Source organism: Streptomyces sp. R41 (assembly GCF_041053055.1).
Lineage (GTDB): Bacteria > Actinomycetota > Actinomycetes > Streptomycetales > Streptomycetaceae > Streptomyces.
Window position 1 is genome coordinate 10057568 of record NZ_CP163443.1, and the last position, 22134, is coordinate 10079701.

Here is a 22134-nt window from a genome sequence, read left to right on the forward strand (position 1 = left end):
TATGTGCTCTTCGCGTTGCCTTTTGCGGCAGGTCTGTCAGGGCGGTTCCGGCAGCGGTGGGAAACGGTCGAGCAGGCCCGAGGCGTGCAGCAGACGGTGGATGCGAGGGTGGTCGCAGACGATGCGGAGGCGCCCGCCACGTTCCCGCGCTCGGGTGTCCGCGCGGCACAGCACCCGCAGGCCGGAGCAGTCGAAGAAGTCGACCCGGCGCAGATCGACCAGCACGTCCGGCCCGGGGCCGGTGGTAGCGGCCACCAGGTGCTCGGCCAGGAAATCCGCCGTCGCGATGTCCATCTCGCCGCAGACCTCGACCACGGTGAACGAGCCGCGCCGAAAGCTCCTTGCGTAGGCATTGGCCGGAGGCGGCCCGGATTCGGCAGCCGTGCCCTCGGGAGGATCGGCGGCACGATCGCGGGACTCCGGCGGCATGGTGGCTCCACCTCGGCGGGGGAGGGGCTGTTCGATCTCGGTAATTACCCCGACACGGCCGGAACCATCCACACGGCGCCGCCCTCAAGATCTGGTTCACTCGACCAGGTGAATTCAGCGGCGGATGTATTGACTCTCGAAGGCGCTACCGCCTCGACAAGCCCTGTTCAAGCAGCTGTTGTTGCGGTGGAGACCGGGAGGGATCGGGAAGGGTGCCTCGGAGGCATCCGCTCAGCGCACCGGGGTCGCGATGCGCAGATGGGCCCCACCGGACGGCTGCGCGGCCTCGTCGCTGTGCCGGGTGATGTCCGCCCACCACGAACCGCCCTCCTCCATGTGCCGCAGCAGGATGCCCTCGCGGATGGCCCAGGGGCAGATGGAGACCTTCTTCAGGCCCGTCAGTTTCATCGCCGTGTGCCCGACCACCGCACCGGCCAGGCTCTGGGCGGCCCGTGGCGCCGAGATGCCCGGCAGCAGCGCACGCTCCGCGGCCGTGAGCCGGGCCAGGCGGTCGAGTGAGCCGCGTAAGTCCGCCCGGTGCAACTCCCGTTCCACGAACGGGCCGTGACGTCCGGGCGATGCGCCGCACAACCGCGCCAGCTGCTGGAAGGTCCGTGAGGTCGCCACGGCGGTGCGCGGCCCCTCCCACCGGATCCGTGCGGCCACGTCCCGCAGCTGATGGCGTACGTTGCGGCGCAGCGCCTTGACGCTCTCCTCCGACGGCGGGTCCTGGCCCTCGAAGAACTCGCGGGTGAGCCGGCCCGCGCCGAGCGGCAGCGACGCCACGAAGTCCGGCAGCCTGCCCCGGCCGAACGCAACCTCCAGCGAACCGCCGCCGATGTCGAGGAGCGCGAGTGGCCCCGAACGCCAGCCCATCCAGCGGCGCGCCCCGAGGAACGTGAGCTCGGCCTCCACCTCGCCCGGCAGAGTGCACAGCCGCACTCCGGTCTCCGCGCGTACGGCGCGCAGCACCTCCTGACGGTTCGGGGCGTTGCGCACCACGGTGGTCGCGAAGGCCAACGGGCCCGCCGCGCCCCATCGTTGGGCCATGCCGCCCGCCGCACGCACAGCCTCGACCAGTTGCCCCACCGCCTCGTCGGGGATCGGGCCACCGTGCGCCATCCGCTCGGACAGTCGCAGCCGCCACTTGGCGGTGTGCACCGGCAGCGGCAGCCCGCCCTCGGCATCCGCCACCACGAGCCGCACCGTGTTCGACCCCACATCCAGCACACTCACCCGCATGCCGCTGCATGTACCCCCGGTGCTCCAGCGGCACGCCCCGCGTGCACCTTCGCGCCGTGCGAGCTGCGGATCGCGGAGATGCGATCGTCCTCGCCGCCGGCCCGGGGGCCGGCTCCCCGCTGGACACCCGTCTCCCGCCCGCCGTGCCCTGGCTCGTCCTCGCCGCGATCCCCCTGATGCCGATCGCGCCGCTGCCGTGTCACTCCGGGGCGCGCCAGGGGCGGAGCCTGGGCCACCAGCCGGGCACCGCTCGTCGGTAGCGCTCGTACTCCGCGCCGAATCTGTCGATCAGTTCCGGTTCCTCGTACCAGCGCGCGAACGCCGCCATCACGAGCCCCGCGATCGCGCCGTACCCCAGGAGTACCGGCCGGGCGAGCAGCAGGGCCTGCCCGGCGATCGCCGCGACGACGGCCACGTACATCGGATTGCGGACATGCCGGTAGAGCCCGCCCACGACCAGGTGCTCCGTGGGCGCGACCGGCGCCGGGGTGCCGAGGCCCTCGGCGACGAACCGCGCGAAGGCGGACAGCAGGACCACCGCGCCCGCGACCAGTGGCACCAAGCCCAGCACGCGCACGGGCAGCCACCAGTGGCCGGCCCGCCAGCCGGTCAGCCACCAGGGGAGGAGGACGGCCACGGTGCCGGGAGCGAGCACCAGGAAGAGCGAGCTGCCGACCGCCGCCGCGGATCTGCGCATACGGCCACCATGGCGGCTGCGCGGCACGACGTAAACGGGCGCGGTCGGCGGGCGGCCGGTCACTGACCAGTGGCGCCGGCGGGCAGTCGGTCACCGGCGTCGGCGGACAGCCCGTGACCGGCGTGTGCCGCCGGTCGGCAGCCCCTCTCCGGCCTTCGCCGGCCGGAGCGGACACGTCGCTGACATGCGCCGCCCGGAGCAGACACGTCACCGGTCCGAGTCGCCCGGGATGCCGACGCGGCCCAGGACCCGTAGCGATGGAGCATGCGTGTACTCGGCGAGCTGGACCAGCGGCTGTTCACACGGGTGGCCGCCGCGCGGGTGCCCGGAGCCGATCCGGCGCTGCGGCGGCTCAGCCACTCCGCCGACCACGGGCGCCTGTGGCTGGGAACGGCGGCCGGGCTCGCGGCGATCGGCGGACACCGGGCCAGAAGAGCGGCACTGCGCGGTGTGGGCTCGCTCGCCCTGGCCTCGCTGACCGTCAACACCGTCGTGAAGTGGAGCGCCCGGCGCCCCCGCCCGCTGCTGGACCTCGTACCGCAGATCCGGCACCTCAGGCATCAGCCGCAGACCACGTCCTTCCCTTCCGGGCACTCCGCCTCCGCCGCGGCCTTCGCCACCGCAGTGGCCCTGGAGTCCACCCGCTACGGCGCCATGGTCGCGCCACTCGCCGCCACGGTCGCCTTCTCACGCGTCTACGTGGGCGTGCACTACCCGGGGGACGTGCTGGCCGGTGTGGCGATCGGGGCCGGAGCCGCCGCGCTCACCTGCCGTTGGTGGCCACCGCGCGCGACTGCCCCGGAGCGGGAACGCCCCGCGGCACACGCGCCCGCGCTGCCCCGTGGCGAGGGACTGGTCGTCTTCGTCAACAGCCGGGCCGGCACCGGCGCGCCCGCCGCGCCGTTGCCGCACGTCGAGCGGCTGCGCGCACTGCTGCCCGGGGCCGAGCTGATCGAGCGCGGCCCCGGCGACGACTTCGCCGCGCTGCTCGCCGAGGCCGCCGACCGGGCCTCGAGGGCGGGCGGCGCGCTGGGCGTGTGCGGAGGCGACGGCAGCGTCAACGCCGCGGCCCGTGCGGCGGCCGAACGGGGGCTCGCGCTGGCGGTGTTCCCCGGCGGCACCCTCAATCACTTCGCCCAGGACGTGGGCGTACCCGACTTCGAGGACACCGCCGTCGCGGTCGCCCAGGGCGAGGCGGTGGCCGTGGACTTCGGTGTGGCGAGATCGGGGGCCGGGCAGGACGTGCGGTTCCTCAACACCTTCAGCATCGGCCTCTACCCCGAACTCGTCCGGCTGCGCGAGCATTTGGAGGAGCGGTGGGGCAAGTGGCCCGCCGCGGCCTTCGCTCTCATCCGGGTGCTGCGCACCGCGACCCCCATCGAGCTGAGCGTCAACGGTCACCCGCGCCGGCTGTGGCTGCTCTTCGCGGGCAACGGCCGCTACGTGCCCGAGGGCTTCGCCCCTGCCTTCCGGCCGCGCCTGGACGACGGACTGCTCGACCTGCGGCTGGTCGACGGCGACCACCGGCTCGCGCGCACCCGCGTCATCGCCTCCGCGCTCGTCGGGGGGCTCCGCCACTCCCGGGTGTACAGCGCCGAACACGTCCCGTGGGTGCAGTTGGAGGGTCTCGCCGGTGCGGACAGCCTCGCGTACGACGGTGAAGTCGCCGTCGGCTCATCGGAGTTGAGGCTGGAGAAGGCGCACCGGGCCCTCGTCGTGTACCGGCCCGCGCAGCCGCAGAACGAGCTGGCTCAGCAGGCCCGCCTGGCCGCCGACACGGCCCGGTACCGGAGACGGACGAGACAGTCCGCCACTGGAGACGCGGGAGACGCCGGAGGTGCCGGAGACGCCGGACAAGGATGAGGGGCCGCCGTCTCCCTGCAGACGGCGGCCCCTCGGCCTGGCGGGTGATCGGATCAGGAGCCGGTCACATGTGGACGACCGGAGCGGCGTCCGCACCGTTCTCGGCCCGCTCCAGCTTCCCGCGGCGGTAGAGCAGGAAGCCGATCAGCGCGCCCGCGACGAAGAAGCCGGCCGACCACCAGAAGGCGGTGGTGTAGCTCTCGATCGTCGACTGGGCCTGGACCAGCTTGTCGGTCGCGTCCTTGCCGGACAGATAGCTCGTCGCGGCGCTCGCGGCGAGAGTGTTCAGCAGCGCCGTACCGATCGAACCGCCCACCTGCTGCATGGTGTTGACGGTCGCGGAGGCGACACCGGCGTCCTCCGGGGCGATTCCGCTGGTGGCCAGCGACATGGCCGGCGGCATCACGATGCCGAGGCCCGCGCCGATCAGGAGCAACTGCGGCAGTACGTCGGTCGAGAAGGACGAGTCGAGGCCGATGCCGGTCAGCCATGCCATGCCCACCGCGGCGATCGCGAAGCCCGCGGGGATGACGGCCTTCGGCCCGATCCGCGGCACCAGCATCGTGGTGGAGACCTGGGCCATGACCATCAGGGCCGCCATCATCGGCAGGAAGGCGACGCCGGTCCTGGTCGGACTGAAGCCCAGGTTCAGCTGCAGGTAGTAGGTGAGGAAGAGGAAGACGCCGAACATGCCCGCGCCGGTGATCAGGACGGTGAGGAACGAGGCGGCGCGGTTGCGGTCGAGCAGTACGCGCATGGGCAGCAGCGGGTGCTTGGCCCGGGTCTGCCACCAGGTGAACGCGGTCAGCAGGACACCGCCCGCGGCCAGGAAGCCCCAGGTGGCGGGCGAACTCCAGTCGTGCGTCTCGGCGTTGGAGAAGCCGTAGACCAGGGCGAAGAGACCGGAGGAGACCAGCAGCGTGCCCGGCAGGTCGAGCTTGGAGTTCGCCGCGTCACGGTGATTGGTCAGCAGCACCCAGCCACCGGCGAAGGCGACGATCGCGAAGACGATGTTGACGAACAGTGTCCAGCGCCAGTCGAGCGCGTCGGTCAGCACACCGCCGAGCAGCAGACCCACCGCGCCACCGGCGCCGGCGATCGCGCCGTACACGCTGAACGCCTTGGCGCGTTCCCTGGCGTCGGTGAAGGTCGTGTTCAGCAGCGAGAGCGCGGCGGGCGCGAGGAGCGCGCCGAAGACGCCCTGGAGGGCGCGGGCGGTGACCAGCATCCCGAAGCTGGTGGACGCGCCACCGAGCACGGAGGCCGCGGCGAAACCGGCGACACCGATCAGGAAGGCGGGCTTGCGCCCGAAGAGGTCCGCGATGCGCCCGCCGAGCAGGAGGAGCGAGGCGAAGGCCAGGGAGTACGCGGTGACGATCCACTGCCGGTTGCCGTCGGAGAAGCCCAGATCCGCCTGGGCGGACGGCAGGGCGATGTTCACGATGGTGGCGTCGAGGACCACCATCAGCTGCGCGATGCCGATGATCGCGAGGATCAGCCAGCGCCGCTTCGACGCCTCTGCGGGCGGTGCGTCGACCGCGCCCGCTCGGGTGCCGTCGGTCAGGGTCTGAGACATGGGAGAACCACTCCAGGGAAGTCGCTCAGGGAAACGGACGTCGCTCGAGGTAACACGTACGTAAACGAAACTGTTTCGTACACATCGAGCCTAGACCACCCTCAGCGAAACGGCAACGTTTCGCTGAGGGTGCGGGTGAGGCGCCCGTCACACCTGCCGACGCCCGCGTATTCCTTGACGGGAATATAACTGCAGAGGCATATTGGAGCCATGTCCGACGCCTCTCTCTGGGCCGCGCTCGCCGACTCGCACCGCCGCGCGATCGTCGCGCTGCTCCTGGAGCGGCCGCGAGCCGTCGGTGAGATCGTCGAGGCGTGCGGTCTGAGTCAGCCGAGCACCTCGAAGCATCTGCGAGTGCTGCGGGACGCGGGACTCGTGCGGGTACGGCAGGACGCGCAGCGCCGTGTCTACGCCCTCGACCCCGCGCCGATCGCCGTGCTCGACGCCTGGCTGGCCCCGTACCGCAAGCTGTGGAACGAGAGCCTCGACGCCCTCGGCCGTCGCCTGGACGAGGCGGTGGGGGAGCCGTCGGACGACCCCGAAGGACTCTTCGCGAACGCCGAAGGACTCTTCCCGAACACCGAAGAATTCTTCCCGATCGACGAAGAGCCCCTCCTGAACGACGAAGCCCCCTCCCCGAAGGACTGAGCCGCCATGTCCGCCGAACCCATCGCCCTGACGGGCACCTACCTCACCCTCGACGACGGGCGCCCCGCCGTCCGCTTCAGCCGGACCTACGACCACCCCGTCGACCGCGTCTGGCAGTTCGTGACCGACCCGGACGAGCTGGCCGAGTGGTTCCCGTCCCGCGCCGAGATCGAACTGCGGCCCGGCGGCACCATCACGTTCAGCGGCGATCCGAACATGGAGGAGTCGACGGGGCGCGTCATCGCGGTCGACGCGCCGCGCCACCTCTCCGTCGAATGGGGCGGCGACGAGCTGCACTTCGACCTCGAAGCCCTGGACGAGAAGCGCACGCACTTCACGCTGACCAACGTGCTGGTGGCGGAGAACACCGCCGCGCGCAACGGGGCGGGCTGGGAGGTGTGCCTGGCAGCCCTCGACGCGAAGGCGCGGGGCGAGCGCTTCGAAGGCCCGCACGCCGGTGCCGGTGCGCCCTGGAAGGAGATCTATCGCGGCTACATCGAGGCCGGCGTCCCCTCGGGCGCACCGGTCCCGGGCCTCGACTGACCGCTCACCGCATCTGCCGCCGCACCAGCTCGTGCAGCCGCCCGCCCGTGTCCGCCAACAGCTGCGCGGGCGGGCCCTGCTGGGCGACCCGGCCGTCCTCCATCACGATCACACGGTCCGCGTCCATCACCGTGGACAGGCGGTGCGCGATCACGACCCTTGTGGCGTTGAGCGCCCGGGTGCTCTCGATGACCGTGCGCTGCGTCTCGTTGTCCAGGGCACTGGTCGCCTCGTCGAAGAAGAGGATGCGAGGGCGGCGGATCAGCGCCTGGGCGATCATCAGACGCTGGCGCTGACCGCCGGAGATCGCACCGCTGCCCGAGACGATCGTGTGCAGACCCATCGGCATGCGCTTGATGTCCTCGGCCAGGCCCGCCATCTCGGCCGCCGCCATCGCCTCCTCGGGGGTGTACGGCTCGGTGCCGCAGATGCAGTCCAGGATCGAGCCGGTGAACGGCTGCGCGTGCTGGAGCACCACACCGCACTGACGGCGTACGGCGGACTGGTCGAGGGCCGCCAGATCCTGGCCGTCGTACAGCACGCTGCCCGAGACCGGCTTGTCGAAGCCGATGAGCAGCCGTAGCAGCGTGGACTTGCCGCAGCCGCTGGGGCCGACGATCGCCACGAACTCGCCCGGCCTGATGTCGAACGACACGTCGTCGAGGACGAGCGGGCCGTCGTCGGTGTACCGGAAGGAGAGCCGTCGGGCCTCGATGCCGCCGGACAGGATGCCCGGACGGGTGCTCGCCACGCGTACCTCGGGCGTCGCGTCGAGCACCGGCCTGATCTCCTCGAACATCGGCAGCGCGGCCGCCGCCGAGACGAACGCGCCGGTGATCTGGGTGACCGAGGTCAGCAGCATCGTCATCGACGTGTTGAAGGTGAGGAAGTCCGCGGCCGACAGCGAGCCGTGCGCCGGGCCCGCCAGCAGCATGAACATCAGCAGGGAACAGAGCGGCAGATACACCGCGCCCATCACCGTGGTGAGGTTCTTGATGCGGCCGACCTTCTGCTGGAGCTCACGGCTGCGCGCGAACTCGCTCGCCCAGGCGGCGTACGCGTAGTTCTCGGCCGCCGCGACCCGCAGCTTGGGCAGTCCGCGCAGGGTCTGGAAGGCCTGGTTGTTCAGCTTGTTGCTGAGCACGACAAGCCGTCGCTGCCAGCGCACCTGCCACAGGCCGAGGCCCAGGAACACGGCGGCGATGACGACGAGCATGCCGATCGCGGCCAGCGCCATCGGCACGCTGTACCAGAACAGCAGCCCCAGGTTCATCGCGCCGACCGTGCCCGCCTGCGCGACCGTCGGGCCGACACCGGCGAGGAGCCGGCGGATCGCGCTGATGCCCATGGCGGCACTGGCGAGTTCACCGGTCGAGCGGGAGGTGAAGAACTTGGTCGGCAGCCTGAGCAGCCGGTCCCACACGGCCGGTTGGAGGGTGGCCTCGATCCGGCCCTCCATCCGCAGCATCGTGAGGTTCTGCAGCAGCATGAACGCCGCCGACACGATGCTGGTGATCATGATGGCCAGGCAGACCTGCACGATGAGGCCGTGCTGGGCCCTCGGCACGTACTCGCCGAGCACCTTGCCGGTGGCGATCGGCACCAGCGCGCCGATCGCGACGGTCACCAGACCGCTGATCGCGAGGTTGCGCAAGTCGCCACCTGTGCCCTGAAGGCAGAAGCGCAGCAGCCGCAGCGGGCTCAGCTTCCGCTCGGGCAGCGGACGGTAGAACATCACGGCCCGCGGCTCGAACTCCGCCGCGTTCGCCTTCTCGACCGGCGTCTCGCGCCCCGAGGACGGCTGCACGGCCACATATCCGCCGCGCCGCCACAGCAGCGCGACCGGCGCACCGGACACGGCCCGGTGGCCGATCAGCGGACCGATGTTGTCGCGCCACCAGCGCCCGTCGAGGCGTACGGCACGGGTGCGGACGCGCGAGGCGAGCGCGATCCGTTCGACCGGGTCGAGCCGGTCGCTCTCCGTCCCGCTCTGCGCGGACTCCGCGAGAGTGATCCCGGCCTCGCGCGCGACCAGCTTGCACGCCGCGTACGAGGCGTCCGCGTCGGCCGCTGTGGGGCGCTTGGCCGACGACTTGCCGATGGAGGCGAGCAGGGTCCGGTCGGCCTGGGCGCGGACGGCCTCACCCGCCTTGATGCCGGCCGCCGTACGGTCCTCGTGGCTGGCCTCCAGCTGCTCGATCCAGCGGTCGAGCGTGGTCAGCAGCCGGTACTGCTGATCGACCATGCCCTGCCAGACACCGGAGTCCATCAGCAGATCGGCTGCCGCTTCCGCGCCGTACAGCGAGCCGTACTGCACACTGCCCGGCGGCACCTGCATCCAGAAGACGTCGTCGTCCGTGAGCGCGGCGGCGTTCTCCGTGGCCATCGGAGCCTGGAACAGAACGGAGAGGCTACGGCCGACGCCGAGGGCGAGGGCGTACTCCAGCGGGCTCGACGTCGGCGGAACGTACTGGGGGTTGCCGTAATCGTCGTACGACCAGGTCTCGGTGTTGACCGGCTGGTACAGCTCGCGCAGCACGATCCGGTGCACCACGCAGTCGCGCAGCGGCCGTCCCACGAGCGTGTGTTGGGGTCCCGCGACCGGGCCGAGGAGAAGGGAGCCCGCCTCGAGGCGGCCGAGGTGGTGCCAGTGGCCCTGCTGGGCGGCGTCGACCGCGAACAGGTCCATGGCGCCCGCCGCGACGAGCCAGAGGACTTGCGGGCCTTCCAGATCGAGGCGGTTGAGGCCGGAGCAGTCGATCGGCGTGCCCATACCGCCGAGCGCGCCGAGGACGAGGTCTCCCTCGTGAACGCCCTCGTGAACCGTGGTCATCTCATCGCTCCTTGACCAGCTCGGCGTACGGGCCGCCGGCCGCCACCAGGGCGTCGTGCCGCCCGCGTTCCACGATCGTGCCGTGCTGAAGTACGACGATCTCGTCGCTGTCGCGCACCGTGCTGAGCCGGTGCGCGATCACGACACAGGCGCAGCCGCGCTTGCGCAGGTTGTCCATGACGGTCTGCTCGGTCTCCGCGTCCAGCGCGCTGGTCACCTCGTCGAGCACGAGGATGCTGGGCCTGCGGACCAACGCCCGTGCGATCTCCAGCCGTTGACGCTGGCCACCGGAGAAGTTGCGCCCGTCCTGCTCGACCTGGCTGTGGATGCCGCCGGGGCGGCGCATGACCACGTCGTACAGCGCCGCGTCCTCAAGGGCCGCGACCACGGCGTCGTCCGGGATCGACGGGTCCCACAGCGCGATGTTGTCGCGGACCGTTCCCTCGAAGAGGAAGACGTCCTGGTCGACGAAGGAGACCGAGGCCGCGAGGGCGCCGCGCGGGATGTCCTCCAGGCGCTGTCCGTCGATACGGATCGTGCCTTCCCAGGGGGCGTACAGGCCCGAAATCAGCCTGGAGACCGTGGACTTGCCGCTGCCCGAGCCGCCGACAAGGGCGACCTGCTGCCCCGGGCCGACCGTCAGCGAGAAGCCGGTGAGGAGCGGCTTGTCGAGCGGGCTGTAGCCGAACGTGATGTTCTCCAGCTCGACATGGCCGTGCAGACGGCGGGTGGACTCGCCGGTGCCGGAACGGGCGTAGAGCGGGTCGGCCTGGAAGTTCTCGACGTCCTTGAGGCGGGCGACATCGGCCGCGAAGTCCTGGATGCGGCCCGCGACCCCGTTGAGGCGGGTGATCGGCGCGGTGAAGCGGGTGACGAGGGCCTGGAAGGCGACCAGCAGACCCACCGAGATGTGCCCCTCGATGGCGCGCATACCGCCGATCCACAGGATCAGCGCCGAGTTGAGCGTGGCGAGCGTCGGCGCGACCACGCCCAGCCAGGCGCTGGGCACACCGAGGCGCTGCTGCTCCTCCAGAGTGGTGGCGTGCTGTCCCGCCCACTTGCGGAAGTAGCCGTCCTCGCCGCCGGTGGCCTTCATCGTCTCGATCAGCTGGAGTCCGGTGTAGGCCGTGTTGGTGAGCCGGGCGGTGTCCGCGCGCAGCTTCGCGGTGCGGGTCGCGCGCAGCCGGATCACCACCCGCATGGCCACCACGTTGAGCAGCGCGACGCCGATGCCCACGGCGGTGAGCTGCGGGTCGTAGGTGTAGAGCAGCACGGCGTAGAGCACGACCACGACCGCGTCCACACCGGCCGCCGCGAGATCGCGGGCCAGGGTCTCGGCCACGGCGTCGTTCGACTGGAGCCGCTGCACCAGGTCGGCCGGGCTGCGCTGGGAGAAGAACGTCACCGGCAGCCGCAGCAGATGCCGCAGGAAGCGGGCGCTGGAGAGCGTCGAGGAGATGATGCGGCCGCGCAGCAGATTCGCCTGCTGCAACCAGGTCAGCACCACCGTGAGCAGCACGGAGGCACCCATCGACGCGAACAGCACGCCGAGCAGCGAGCTCTGGCCACCGATCAGATACTGGTCGATGTACGTCCGGCTGAGCGCGGGCACCGCCGCGCCGACCGCCACCAGCAGCAGACTCGCCAGCACCGCTGCGGGCATGGTGCCCGACGTGCCGCGCAGCCGGGCCGGCATGGCGCCCAGGACCCCCGGTTTGCGGCCGCCCTTGCGGAAGTCGGGCCCCGGCTCCATGACCAGGACGACCCCGGTGAAGCTCGTGTCGAAGTCCTCCATCGGCACGAAACGGCGGCCCTTGCCGGGGTCGTTGATGTGCACGCCGCGTCGTCCGAAGCGGCGCCCCATGCCGTCGTACACGACATAGTGGTTGAACTCCCAGAACAGGATCGCGGGCGCCCTCACCTCGGCGAGCGCGGCCGTGTCCATCTGCATGCCCTTGGCCGTCAGGCCGTAACTGCGCGCCGCCTTCAACAGGTTGCTGGCGCGTGAGCCGTCCCGCGAGACACCGCACGCGATGCGCAGCTCTTCGAGCGGGATGTGCCGGCCGTAGTGGCCGAGGACCATGGCGAGGGAGGCCGCGCCGCACTCGACGGCCTCCATCTGGAGCACGGTGGGCGTGCGGACGGTCTTCCGCCTGCCCTTGGGAACCGTGCGCTTCGGTGGGGCGGCCCGGCGTCTGCCCCGGGTGTCGTGTGCGGTGGTCACGGCAGGAGCCAATCGATGGGGCGCTGATCGGCCATGCGGATCGAACCCGTGGCCAGGGTCATGGAGGTGAGCGCGAACGGCGGCCCGTCAGCCGAGGACCACTTGAGGCCGCTCTTCGTGCCGGAGGAGCGGTCGAGGCGGACCAGGACGGCCACCGGCCTGCCCTTCTTGGTGAACTGCTCGCCCAGTTGGCTGTCACCGAGGAAGGAGGCGATCTGCTGCTGGGTCTGCACGGTCCGGTCGACCGACTTCACATGGCCGCGCAGCACCCCGTACTGCTGGGTCGGCACCGACTGGACGGTGAGGTCGACGGCGGCGTTCGCGGGAATCGTGGAGGCGTTCTCGGCGGGGACGTACACGGTCGCGTACAGCGGATCGTCGGCATGCGCGACTTTTTCCACGGCGGCGACATTCGCGCCGGTCGAGATGATCGCGCCGATGGTGGCGGCGAGCGCGGTGATGCGGCCGGCGGCGACCGTCCGGACGACGGCCGTTTCCCCTTGCGCCGTACGGACCTTCAGTACGGGGGCGTTCGCGGCGAGCCGTTCGCCCTCCTTGGCGAGGACCGCGGTGACCTGCCCCGCGACGGGGCTCTGCAGGACGTAACTGCCCTCCCCGTGCGTGAGGATGGCGGGTGCGCCGACCGTGGACGCGACGGTGCCCGTCACGGCCCACACCGACGCGGCCGCCATGACGACGACCGTCACGGACAGCACGAGCCAGCCCTGAGGGCGGGCGAAGCGCACCGGAAGGTCCAGCTCTTCGGGTGATTGCAGCTTGGCGAGGGCCTGTTGGCGGAACTGCACGGGACTTCCCTCACCTGTTCGAGAGATTTACGACATCCGAGAGTCCCGGAACCGGGAAGCGGTTCCGGGACTCAACGGCATGAAATGCGATCAGAGACCGGCAACCAGGCCGGTGACCGGGGCGGTGTTCAGGCCGGTCACACCCTCGACGGTGCCGACGGCCGTGCCCACGAGGCCGGAGACCGGGGCAACGCTGTCGACCAGGCCGGTGACGGTGCCAACGGCGTTCAGCGACAGGCCGCCGGAGACGTTGTCGAGGTCGGCGTCCGAGATCTCAGCGGTCTCAACACGGGGGGTGGAGTTCATGGTGGAACTTCCCTTCGTCTGGATATTTCATAAGGGGGGAGCGGCCCCCTCTGGGGGACAGATGACGGCCGCCACCGCGAGCGCGCGGCGCCCGTTTCCGGGAGCCTTGGTGCGACCCCCGCGGTGCAACGGATCAAAGCACGCCCGCATGGCGCGTATCCAATCAACCAGGGCTCTCACCTGGGCACTTGAGCACTTCCACCGTCCAACCGTGCAGGCGTGCACACGTCTTTGCGGCGACTTCTTCACATGCTGCGCGGCATCGGTTCGTGCGCACCCTTGCCGACCCGGGATCGAATGGGACAGTCCCGTCGCAATGGCGCGGAGGGGGGCGCGCGACTGTGCAGATCTGTCGCGCGCCGTGGCTTCGTTGCGTATTCGATGTGCAGATTCGCTGAAGCCAGGATTCCGTTCTTGGTCGGGAACGGACCGTTACCGATCAGTAGCGGACTGTGTCGTGCGCGGAGGTGCGCGGACCGCTCAGCCCAGGAGCGCGTACACCGTGCTCGCCCGCGCCGCGATCTCCTGCGACCCCTCGGCGGTCATGGTGATGTCCGCGAAGGCCATCCGGCGGCCCAACTTGGTGAGGACCGCCTCGACCAGCACGTCCGCGTCCGTCACCGCCCGCTGGAAGCTGGTGGACTGCTGGACGGTGGTCATGGGCACGAAGGCGCCGCGCGCCGCGGACACCGCGATCACGGTCGCCGTGTCGGCCGCGGCCATCAGCGCCTGGCCGGACAGCGAGCCGCCCTCCCGGGCGAGTCGCGCGGACCACGGCAGCCGCAGGACGGCGCGCTGGTCACCCAACTCCACCACGGACAGGCCGAGGTCGAGCACCCAGGGGGCGAAGTGGTCGGCGAGGATCTTGTCGGCTTCGGCGAGGTTCAGCGTCATACGAGGCATTGTTCCCCGGTCACTCGGCACAAGGGCGGGATTGCCTGGTAATCCATGCCTTTCGCCGAGGTAACTCCTGCCTTTCTTAAAGGCAGTTGAACAACCCACGTGGCTCACGCGTATCAACAACCATCCAGGCGCCCCCAGTCAGCTGCCGGACGGCGGCATCGACCCCGTCCCCAGGAGGTCAAGAGTTGAGTCACAAACGGATACCCAAGCGCAAGGCCGCCCTCGCGGCAGGAAGCGTGGCGGCGCTCGGAGCGGCGGCACTTCTGCTGCCCAATGCCAACGCGTCCCAGACGAACTCGGACGACGCCACCCCGAAGACGTTCAAGGCGACCGATGTCGCGGACGTCGCCTCGCAGCTCGCCTCCCAGTTGGGTGACGCCTTCGCCGGGTCGTACTACGACGGCTCGAAGCAGCAGCTCATCATCAACGTCGTCGGCGACAACAGCAATGTCGTCAACCAGATCGAGAAGGCCGGCGCCGTCGCCAACGAGGTGCAGAACAGCACCTCCACGCTCCAGGCCGCCGCCAAGACGCTGAAGACGGACGCGACGATCCCGGGCACGGCGTGGGCCGTCGACCCGAAGACCAACAAGATCCAAGTCACCGCCGACAGCACGGTCACGGGTGCCAAGTGGAACAAGCTGACGTCGACCGTCGACTCGCTCGGTTCCGGTGTGGCAGCCGTCAAGAAGTCCGCCGGCACGTTCAAGACGTTCGTGTCGGGCGGTGACGCCATCTTCGCCCAGGCGAACGGCGGCGGCGTCCGCTGCTCCCTCGGCTTCAACGTCACCGCGAGCGACGGCAGCCCCGCCTTCCTCACCGCCGGGCACTGCGGTGTCGCGGCCGCCCAGTGGTCGGACTCGCAGGACGGCCAACCGATCGCGACCGTCGACCAGGCAACCTTCCCCGGTGCCGGCGACTTCTCACTCGTGAAGTACGACGACCCCAACACGCAGGCGCCGAGCGAGGTCAACGTCGGCAACGGGCAGACCGTCCAGATCACCCAGGCGGCGGAGGCCACGGTCGGTCAGCAGGTCCTCCGGATGGGCAGCACCACCGGTCTGCACGATGGTTCGGTCACGGGTCTCGACGCCACCGTCAACTTCCAGAGTGAAACCGACCCCAACGGTGTCGACACCGTCACCGGTCTCATCCAGACCGACGTCTGCGCCGAGGCGGGCGACAGTGGCGGCTCCCTGTTCACCCAGGACGGCAGCGCGATCGGCCTGACCTCGGGCGGCAGCGGCGACTGCACCACCGGCGGTGAGACCTTCTTCCAGCCCGTCACGACCGCGCTGGCAGCGGTCGGTGCGACGCTCGGCGCGGGAGACGCAGGGGCAGGGGCCGGGGCCGGGGCCGGGGCCGGCGACGACGGCGCGGCCGACCCGAGCGCCGGCGCCAGCGACCCGGCGGGCGCGGGCGACCAGGCCGGTGGCGCCGACGATCAGGCCGGTGGCGCCGCGGACCCGAGCGGAGCCGCGGACGACCAGTCCGGCACCGGCGTGGACGACGGCTCGGGCCTGGTGACCACCACCCCCTGACGGCCGGTCACCAAGAACCACTGACCCGGCCGCGGAACAGCGGTCCCGGTCGGCAGTGGACGGGTCCGGCCCTCCGGCGGGAGGGCCGGACCGCCCGGCGTACGGACCGCCCGGCGTACGGACCGCCCGGCGTACGGACCGCCCGGCGTACGGACCGCCCCCCCCGGGCGGCGCCCGAGGCCTGTTCAGTCGTGTGGGCACGCCCGCAGCAGGAGCAGCGCGACATCGTCGGGCCGCTCCTGCGTCGCCGTCTCGCCATGCTGTACGAGGCTGTCGGCCAGCGTGTCCAGGGGCTGGTCGCCGGTCTCGGCGAGCTGCCGGCCGAGGTCGGCGAGGGCGTCCTCGATGTCGACGCCGGGGGACTCGATCAGACCGTCGGTATAGAGGGCGAGCACGGAGCCGGGGGTGAACGGCACCTCGGTCGTCGGATACGTGGCCGACGCGTCGATCCCGAGCAGCGGCCCGCCCGCCAGGTCGAGCACCCTGACCTTGCCGTCCGGCCGCCGCAGCAACGGCGGCGGGTGGCCCGCGCGCGCCATGACGGCCACCTCGCGCGCGGGGTCGAGACGCAGATACAGACAGCTGGCGAAGAGGTCGGTGCCCAGATCGATCAACAGGCGGTTGGTGCTGCGCATCACTTCCTCCGGTGACTGACCGACGGTCGTGTACGCCCGTACTGCGGTGCGGATCTGCCCCATCAGGCCCGCCGCCGTCACGTTGTGGCCCTGCACGTCGCCGATCACCGCCGCGGCCCGGCCGCGCGAGGGCATCAGGTCGTAGAAGTCCCCGCCGATGTCCATGCCCTGCGAGGCCGGGAGATAACGCGCGGCCGCCTCGATCGAGGGCAGCGACGGCAGCGAGTGCGGCAGCAGCGCGGCCTGCAGACCGTGCGCCAGCTTGAACTTGGCGTCGTAGAGGAGGGCACGCTCCAGCGCCTGCGCGATCAGCCCGCCCAGACTCGTCAGGACGGCACGCTCATCGGCGGGGAAGGCGTGCGGCTGCGCGTACGCCAGGACGCAGGTGCCCACCGGCCGCCCGGACGCGATGAGCGGCAGATACGCCCACGCGGCCATGCCGTCCGGTGTCGCGTTCCGGGACGGGTAGACGCGCTCCAGCTGCTGAAGCGAGTCGAAGAAGGCGGGAACGCCGGAGTTCAGCGCATGGGTACCAGGAGTCTGCGCGCTGAGCGGCATCCCGTCGAAGCGCTCCACGATGTGCGCGTCCGGATACCCCCGATGCCCGAGCACATGGAGGCGCCCGGCCTGCGTGCCGAGGACGACCAGGGCCTGGCTGCCGACGGCGGGCGCGATCTCGTCCGCGACCAGCTGCACCACGTCCTGCACGCCCGCCGCCTCCGTGAGCGCGCTCGCCAGACTCAGCACATGGGAGATGGTCACCAGGCGAGGGGTGTCGTCACCGCGCTGCGGCTCGGTACGCGTCATCTCGGCCACCGCCCGGGCCCGCGAGATGCGCACGCTCAGCCCGTTCGTACTGGGATAGAGGCGGAACGACAGCCAGTCGCCGGGCGGCCGCAGCGCCACGAACGAGGTCACCTGCTGGCTGAGCAGCGCGGCACGGTAGCGGTCCTCGTAGACGGGGTCGTTGAGCCAGGGCACCGCCGCCCACAGCTGGGTGCCCAGCAGTGCGCTGACCGGGACGCCGAGCAGCTCGGCCGTCGCCGTGTTCGCGTAGCTGATCCGCCCGTACAGATCCAGCGCGCACAGCCCGTACGGCAGCCGCGCCGCCATCCGCGCGGCCTCCACCGTGCCGAGTGTGCCGGCCACGGTCGCTGCGGCGGCGGGTGCCAGCAGGTCCGGCTCGGGGTGTACGGGACGATGCTCCTCGGCGGCCCGTTCCAGGCGCAGCGCGAGCCGGTCGCAGGCCGCGGTGAGATGGTCGCGTTCCCGGTCGGACAGCTCCGGCGGGTGCGAGCCGGGCCAGGTCACGAAGACGGCGCCGTACGCCTTGTTCGCGGTCGCCACGGGGAGCGCCGCCAGCGCGAAGGGATAGGGGAGCACCACGGCGATCCGCGGATAGCGGCTGGCCATCTGCTCCTCGCCGCTGACCCAGATCAGCCGCCGCTCCCGTACCGCCTCGGCCACCGGGATCGGCGCGCTCAGCCCCACCCGCTCCCACGGCGCGGCGAAGGCCCTGGGCAGCCCCGCCATGACCGCCATCTCCAGGACCGGCTCGCGGGGCGCCAGCAGATAGACCGCGCCGGAGTGGGCGTGGACGTCGTCCATCATCGCGGCCAGCGTCAGCGACAGCAGCGGCCGTCCGACCGGCGCCGGTCGACCCCCCGCCGGCGCCTGCCCGGACCCCTGCCAGTCGGACACGCCGACCACCTCCTCGCAGGGCCGCGCGACGGATCCCAGGGATCAAGGCTCTCTCCTGGCGGCCCTTCCCGCACGGCGAGCGGACCCGTCGTACGCGCCGCACGGTGGAAGACCCCCCGGGGTCCCCCGACGCTCGGATACCACGCCGTGACAGCGATGTCGCAGGCCCGACAGGCTCGGAACGGTCACAGGGGCTGCGCGAGCGTCCCGGAAGCGCTGTAATTGCGGACGTGGTCAGTGAGGGCGCGGCGGAACGCAGAACGAGAACGCTGCGTGCCGAACTTGCCCTCAAGACGCTCACCACGGACCTGGACCCGCGCGAGCGGCTGCGCCGCGTCCTGGAACAGGCGCTCGTCTTCACCAGCGTGACCCTCGCCGCGGTGTACTCACCGAGCGAGAGCGGCGACGAACTGCACCTGGCCGAGTCCGCCGGGCTGCCGAGGACGCTGTACGGGCTGCGCGACAGCTATCCCCTCTCCGGCGGGTCCCCCGCGGCGGACGCCCACCGCTCGGGCCGGCCGCTGTGGCACGGCCCCGAGGAGCTCGGCCGCTGGACGGACGCCCGGCGGCTGCCGTCGCAGGAGTTCTCGCTGGGCGTGCTGCCGCTGCGGGACGACGGTTGCCTGGTAGCCGTCACCGAGAACCCGGGCGGCTTCGGTTCCGAGGACCGGGAGTATCTGGGCCTGCTCGCCGAGGCCGTCGTCTGCCCCTCGCCCGCCGAGGCGCAGGACACCGAGGCCCTGCCCGCCAGCTCCTTCAGCCTCGCCATGGACACCGGGCAGGTCGAGGTCGACGACGAGATGCTGGAGCTGTTCGGTCTCAGCCCGGACGACTTCGACGGCAAGGTGGAGACGCTGCTGTCGATGACGGTGCCCGAGGACCTCCCCTCGCTGATGTCCGCGGTGGAGCCGGACCACATGTCCGTCGGCGACCGTGAGCTGGAGTTCCGGATTCTGGGGCCCTCCGGCGGGCAGAAGTGGCTGCGTCTGCGCGCCCGCCTGCTGCCCGGCATCGAAGGCCGGCCCGCACGACTCGTCGGCACGGTGTCCGAGGCTTCGAAGCTGCGCACCGGCGTCAATGACGTGGCGCGCGTCCAGCGGCTCGCCACCGCCCTCGCCACCGTGGGCACCGTCCGCGATGTGGGCCGCGCCGTGGTCACCGCCCTCCGCAAGCCCCTCCAGGCCGACCGGATCGCCCTCGCCGAACTGGAGGGCGACCGACTCGTCGTCACGGTCCTGGACCCGCCGGAGCCCGAGGCCTGGCCCGAGCTGTGGCGCACCGAATGGCGCTCGGAATGGCCCGACGCACCCGTCCGGGCCATGCCGACGCTCGCCGCGGCCCTCAGCGAGGGGCGCTCCGCCATCTGGCCCGCCGGGGCGCCCCTGGAACCCGCTCTCGCCGAGGTGGGCCCCGGCGGCCTCGCCGTCCTGCCGCTGCCCGCCGGCGGACGGATGGCCGGCGCGTGCCTGATCGGCTGGGACACCCCGCACGACTTCGGCCCCGACGAACGCACCCTGCTCACCGCCGCCGCGGCGCTCACGGGCCAGGCCCTGGTGCGCGCCCACGCCTTCGACGCCGAACACGAGCTCATCGGCATGCTCCAGCGCTCTCTGCTCCCACGCCGGCTGCCTCGGCTGCCCGGCGCGGTCGCCGTCGCCCGCTATCTGCCGACCACGGCCGGTCTGGAGGTCGGCGGCGACTGGTACGACGTGATCCCGCTGCCCGGCAATCATGTCGCCCTCGTCATCGGCGACGTCCAGGGACACAACGCCTCGGCCGCGACCCTCATGGGCCAGATGCGTACGGCTCTGCGCGCCTACGCCATCGAAGGGCATCCTCCCGACGTGGTGGTCTCGCACGCCAACCGTCTCCTCATGGACCTCGAGACGGACCTCTTCGCCACCTGCTGCTACGTTGACGTGGACATGGAGGAGGGCTCCGCCTGGTACGTCCGCGCCGGACATCTGCCGCCGGTGCTGCGTCACCCGGACGGCCGCACGGAGATCCTCGAGTCGGACGGCGGGCCGCCGCTCGGCGTCGTCACCCAGGCCGACTTCCCCATGAGCCCGCTGCGGCTCCAGCCCGGCTCGATCGTGGCCCTGACCACGGACGGTCTCGTCGAGTCCGTCGAGGTCGACATCGAGGACGGCCTGAACCGGCTCGCCTCGGAGCTGGCGGCCTCCGACCCCGCCCACCTCGGACTCGTGGCCGACGGACTGCTCACGAGCGCCAACCGCAGCGACGACGTGGCCCTGCTCCTGATGCGCTACGACGGCCTGGCGACGCGTCCGCTCCGCGAGAGCTGGACCGTCTGGCGCGTCCCCGAGGCGGTCCGGCACGCCCGCCGCTTCACCAGGCGCACGCTGCGCACCTGGGGCGTGAGCGACAACCTGGACGCCGTACTCCTCGTCGTCTCCGAGCTCGTCACCAACGCCCTCGTGCACACCGACGGCCAGGTCCGGATGGACCTCACCCTGATCAACCACCGTCTGCGGGTCGCGGTCGCCGACAACTCGCCGCGCTCGCCGATCAAGCCCACCAGCATCGGCTGGGAGGCCACCGGCGGCCGCGGCATCCTCCTGGTCGAGGCCATGTCGGCGGCCTGGGGGACGGTGCCGGTGAGCGGCGGGAAGCAGGTGTGGAGCGAGGTCCTGCTGGAGTGACCGCGTGCGCGGTCGGGCCATGGGCGCGCGACGCGGAATCGTGGGGGAGTGACACCCTGAGGGTGTGCGTCTGCTGCTGATGTCCGACACCCACCTCCCGAAGCGGGCCAGGCAACTGCCTGCCCAGCTCCTTACCGAACTCCCGCTCGCCGACGTGGTCATCCACGCGGGCGACTGGGTGGACACCGCCACTCTCGACCTGCTGGAGGACCGCTCCCGCGCGGTCGTCGGCGTGTACGGCAACAACGACGGTCCGGCACTGCGCGCCCGCCTTCCCGAGGTCGCCCGCGCCGAACTGGGCGGCCTGCGCCTCGGAGTCGTCCACGACACCGGTGCCGCCCAGGGCCGCGAGCACCGCTGCGCCGAGCGCTTCCCCGACCTCGACGTCCTGGTCTTCGGGCACAGCCACATCCCCTGGGACACGACGACGGAGACCGGCCTGCGCCTCCTCAACCCCGGCTCGCCGACCGACCGCCGCCGCCAGCCCCACTGCACGTACATGACCGCGACAGCGGCGGACGGCCGGCTCACCGATGTGACACTGCACCGACTGCCGCCGCGGACCGGCTAATCGACTGGACGGCCGGCACCCGCTCCCACTGAGATGGACGGCGTGTTGATCGACGCCGATCTCGTACGCCGTCTGCTGGCGGCGCAGTTCCCCCAGTGGGCCGAACTGCCCCTGTCGCCCGTCCCGTTGTCGGGCATGGACAACGCCACCTTCCGGCTGGGCGACGACCTGTCCGTACGGCTGCCGCGCTACTCCCACTGGGTCGGCCAGGTGGAACGCGAGCACACATGGCTGCCGCGTCTCGCGCCGCACCTGCCGCTGCCCGTGTCCGAACCACTGGTGAAGGGAGAGCCGGGGGAGGGATACCCCTACCCCTGGTCCGTCTACCGATGGCTGGAGGGGGAGACGGCCACGACGCAGGGCCTGGCCGATCCGGTCGGAGCGGCCGTGCAGCTCGCCGAGTTCATCACCGCACTGCAGAGGCTCGACGCCTCCGGCGGTCCCGGCCCCGAGCCGAGCAACGCGTTCCGCGGTGTGCCGATGGGGGACGCGCGGGACTCCCTGGCCGCCGACGCACGCGTCCGCCCCAAGATCGAGGCGCTCAAGGGCATGGTCGACACCGACGCGGTGACGGAGGTGTGGGAAGCGGCGCTCGCGGCGCCGGCCTGGGACGCTCCGCCGGTGTGGATCCACGGCGACCTGGCGACCGGCAATCTCCTCGCCGTCGACGGCCGGTTGAGCGCGGTCATCGATTTCGGAACGCTCGCCGTGGGCGACCCGGCCGTCGATCTGCTGCCCGCGTGGATGTTCCTGCCCGCCCGGGCACGCGGCGCCTTCCGTGCCGCGCTCGATCTGGACGACGCGACATGGGCCCGGGGTCGCGGCTGGGCGCTCGCCGGATCCCTGCCCGTGTCGGACGATCCGTTCTTCCAGAAGGATCCGGCTCGGGTGACCGTGGCGCTGCACCACCTGGAGCAGGTGATCGCCGATCACCGCGACGCGGCCGGCTGACC

17 protein-coding genes are annotated in these 22134 nt (G+C 71.5%); 7 read left to right on the forward strand and 10 right to left on the reverse strand.

All coding sequences use genetic code 11. From position 1 onward, the window contains the following. Window positions 1-36: 36 nt before the first annotated feature. From AB5J53_RS45830 to AB5J53_RS45840, 3 genes are all read right to left on the reverse strand, one after another. Window positions 37-429, reverse strand: a complete 393-nt coding sequence (locus AB5J53_RS45830; protein WP_369251492.1) for an STAS domain-containing protein — start codon at window positions 427-429, stop codon at window positions 37-39. Window positions 430-660: 231 nt separating this feature from the next. Beyond that, entirely contained in the window at window positions 661-1671 is a 1011-nt protein-coding gene (locus tag AB5J53_RS45835; protein ID WP_369251493.1) for a Ppx/GppA family phosphatase, read from the reverse strand. Between the two features lie 199 nt (window positions 1672-1870). After that, the gene (locus tag AB5J53_RS45840; protein ID WP_369251494.1) at window positions 1871-2368 is read right to left on the reverse strand and encodes an isoprenylcysteine carboxylmethyltransferase family protein; all 498 of its coding nucleotides are present in this window, start codon (window positions 2366-2368) and stop codon (window positions 1871-1873) included. A 264-nt stretch (window positions 2369-2632) separates the two neighbouring features. Between AB5J53_RS45840 and AB5J53_RS45845 the strand changes: the two genes are divergently transcribed. Beyond that, on the forward strand, window positions 2633-4231 hold the full coding sequence (locus tag AB5J53_RS45845; protein WP_369251495.1) for a bifunctional phosphatase PAP2/diacylglycerol kinase family protein: 1599 nt from the start codon (window positions 2633-2635) through the stop codon (window positions 4229-4231). Window positions 4232-4295: 64 nt separating this feature from the next. Here the strand turns inward: AB5J53_RS45845 and AB5J53_RS45850 are convergent, their stop codons facing one another. Then, complete coding sequence (locus AB5J53_RS45850) at window positions 4296-5807, reverse strand: MFS transporter (protein WP_369251496.1); 1512 nt, start codon at window positions 5805-5807, stop codon at window positions 4296-4298. 210 nt (window positions 5808-6017) lie between these two features. Between AB5J53_RS45850 and AB5J53_RS45855 the strand changes: the two genes are divergently transcribed. Then, entirely contained in the window at window positions 6018-6455 is a 438-nt protein-coding gene (locus tag AB5J53_RS45855) for an ArsR/SmtB family transcription factor (RefSeq protein WP_369251497.1), read from the forward strand. Between the two features lie 6 nt (window positions 6456-6461). After that, window positions 6462-6998, forward strand: a complete 537-nt coding sequence (locus AB5J53_RS45860) for an SRPBCC family protein (RefSeq protein WP_369251498.1) — start codon at window positions 6462-6464, stop codon at window positions 6996-6998. Between the two features lie 4 nt (window positions 6999-7002). Here AB5J53_RS45860 and AB5J53_RS45865 read toward each other — a convergent pair whose 3' ends face one another. The 5 genes from AB5J53_RS45865 to AB5J53_RS45885 form a co-directional block, all read right to left on the reverse strand. Next, window positions 7003-9831, reverse strand: coding sequence for an NHLP bacteriocin export ABC transporter permease/ATPase subunit (locus AB5J53_RS45865; RefSeq protein WP_369251499.1), 2829 nt, complete (start codon window positions 9829-9831; stop codon window positions 7003-7005). A 1-nt stretch (window position 9832) separates the two neighbouring features. Next, a complete protein-coding gene (locus AB5J53_RS45870) occupies window positions 9833-12055 on the reverse strand; it encodes an NHLP family bacteriocin export ABC transporter peptidase/permease/ATPase subunit (RefSeq protein ID WP_369251500.1) in 2223 nt (740 codons plus the stop codon). Continuing rightward, on the reverse strand, window positions 12052-12861 hold the full coding sequence (locus AB5J53_RS45875; protein WP_369251501.1) for an HlyD family efflux transporter periplasmic adaptor subunit: 810 nt from the start codon (window positions 12859-12861) through the stop codon (window positions 12052-12054). The genes AB5J53_RS45870 and AB5J53_RS45875 overlap by 4 nt, the downstream gene beginning before the upstream one ends. Window positions 12862-12951: 90 nt before the next feature. After that, entirely contained in the window at window positions 12952-13167 is a 216-nt protein-coding gene (locus AB5J53_RS45880; protein ID WP_362023982.1) for a type A2 lantipeptide, read from the reverse strand. 480 nt (window positions 13168-13647) lie between these two features. Further along, window positions 13648-14061 carry a PaaI family thioesterase gene (locus tag AB5J53_RS45885; RefSeq protein ID WP_369251502.1) on the reverse strand — a complete coding sequence of 138 codons (414 nt, stop codon included), beginning with the start codon at window positions 14059-14061 and terminating at the stop codon, window positions 13648-13650. Window positions 14062-14255: 194 nt separating this feature from the next. Between AB5J53_RS45885 and AB5J53_RS45890 the strand changes: the two genes are divergently transcribed. Then, entirely contained in the window at window positions 14256-15611 is a 1356-nt protein-coding gene (locus AB5J53_RS45890; RefSeq protein ID WP_369251503.1) for a S1 family peptidase, read from the forward strand. A gap of 185 nt (window positions 15612-15796) precedes the next feature. Here AB5J53_RS45890 and AB5J53_RS45895 read toward each other — a convergent pair whose 3' ends face one another. Beyond that, on the reverse strand, window positions 15797-17956 hold the full coding sequence (locus tag AB5J53_RS45895) for a SpoIIE family protein phosphatase (protein WP_369251504.1): 2160 nt from the start codon (window positions 17954-17956) through the stop codon (window positions 15797-15799). A 221-nt stretch (window positions 17957-18177) separates the two neighbouring features. On the opposite strand from AB5J53_RS45895, the gene AB5J53_RS45900 reads away from it, so the two are divergent. From AB5J53_RS45900 to AB5J53_RS45910, 3 genes are all read left to right on the forward strand, one after another. Further along, window positions 18178-20610, forward strand: coding sequence for a SpoIIE family protein phosphatase (locus tag AB5J53_RS45900; RefSeq protein WP_369251505.1), 2433 nt, complete (start codon window positions 18178-18180; stop codon window positions 20608-20610). A gap of 64 nt (window positions 20611-20674) precedes the next feature. Beyond that, a complete protein-coding gene (locus tag AB5J53_RS45905) occupies window positions 20675-21181 on the forward strand; it encodes a metallophosphoesterase (RefSeq protein ID WP_369251506.1) in 507 nt (168 codons plus the stop codon). Between the two features lie 33 nt (window positions 21182-21214). Continuing rightward, window positions 21215-22132: an aminoglycoside phosphotransferase family protein gene (locus AB5J53_RS45910; protein WP_369251507.1), complete on the forward strand. Its 918-nt coding sequence runs from the start codon at window positions 21215-21217 to the stop codon at window positions 22130-22132. Window positions 22133-22134 lie beyond the last annotated feature (2 nt).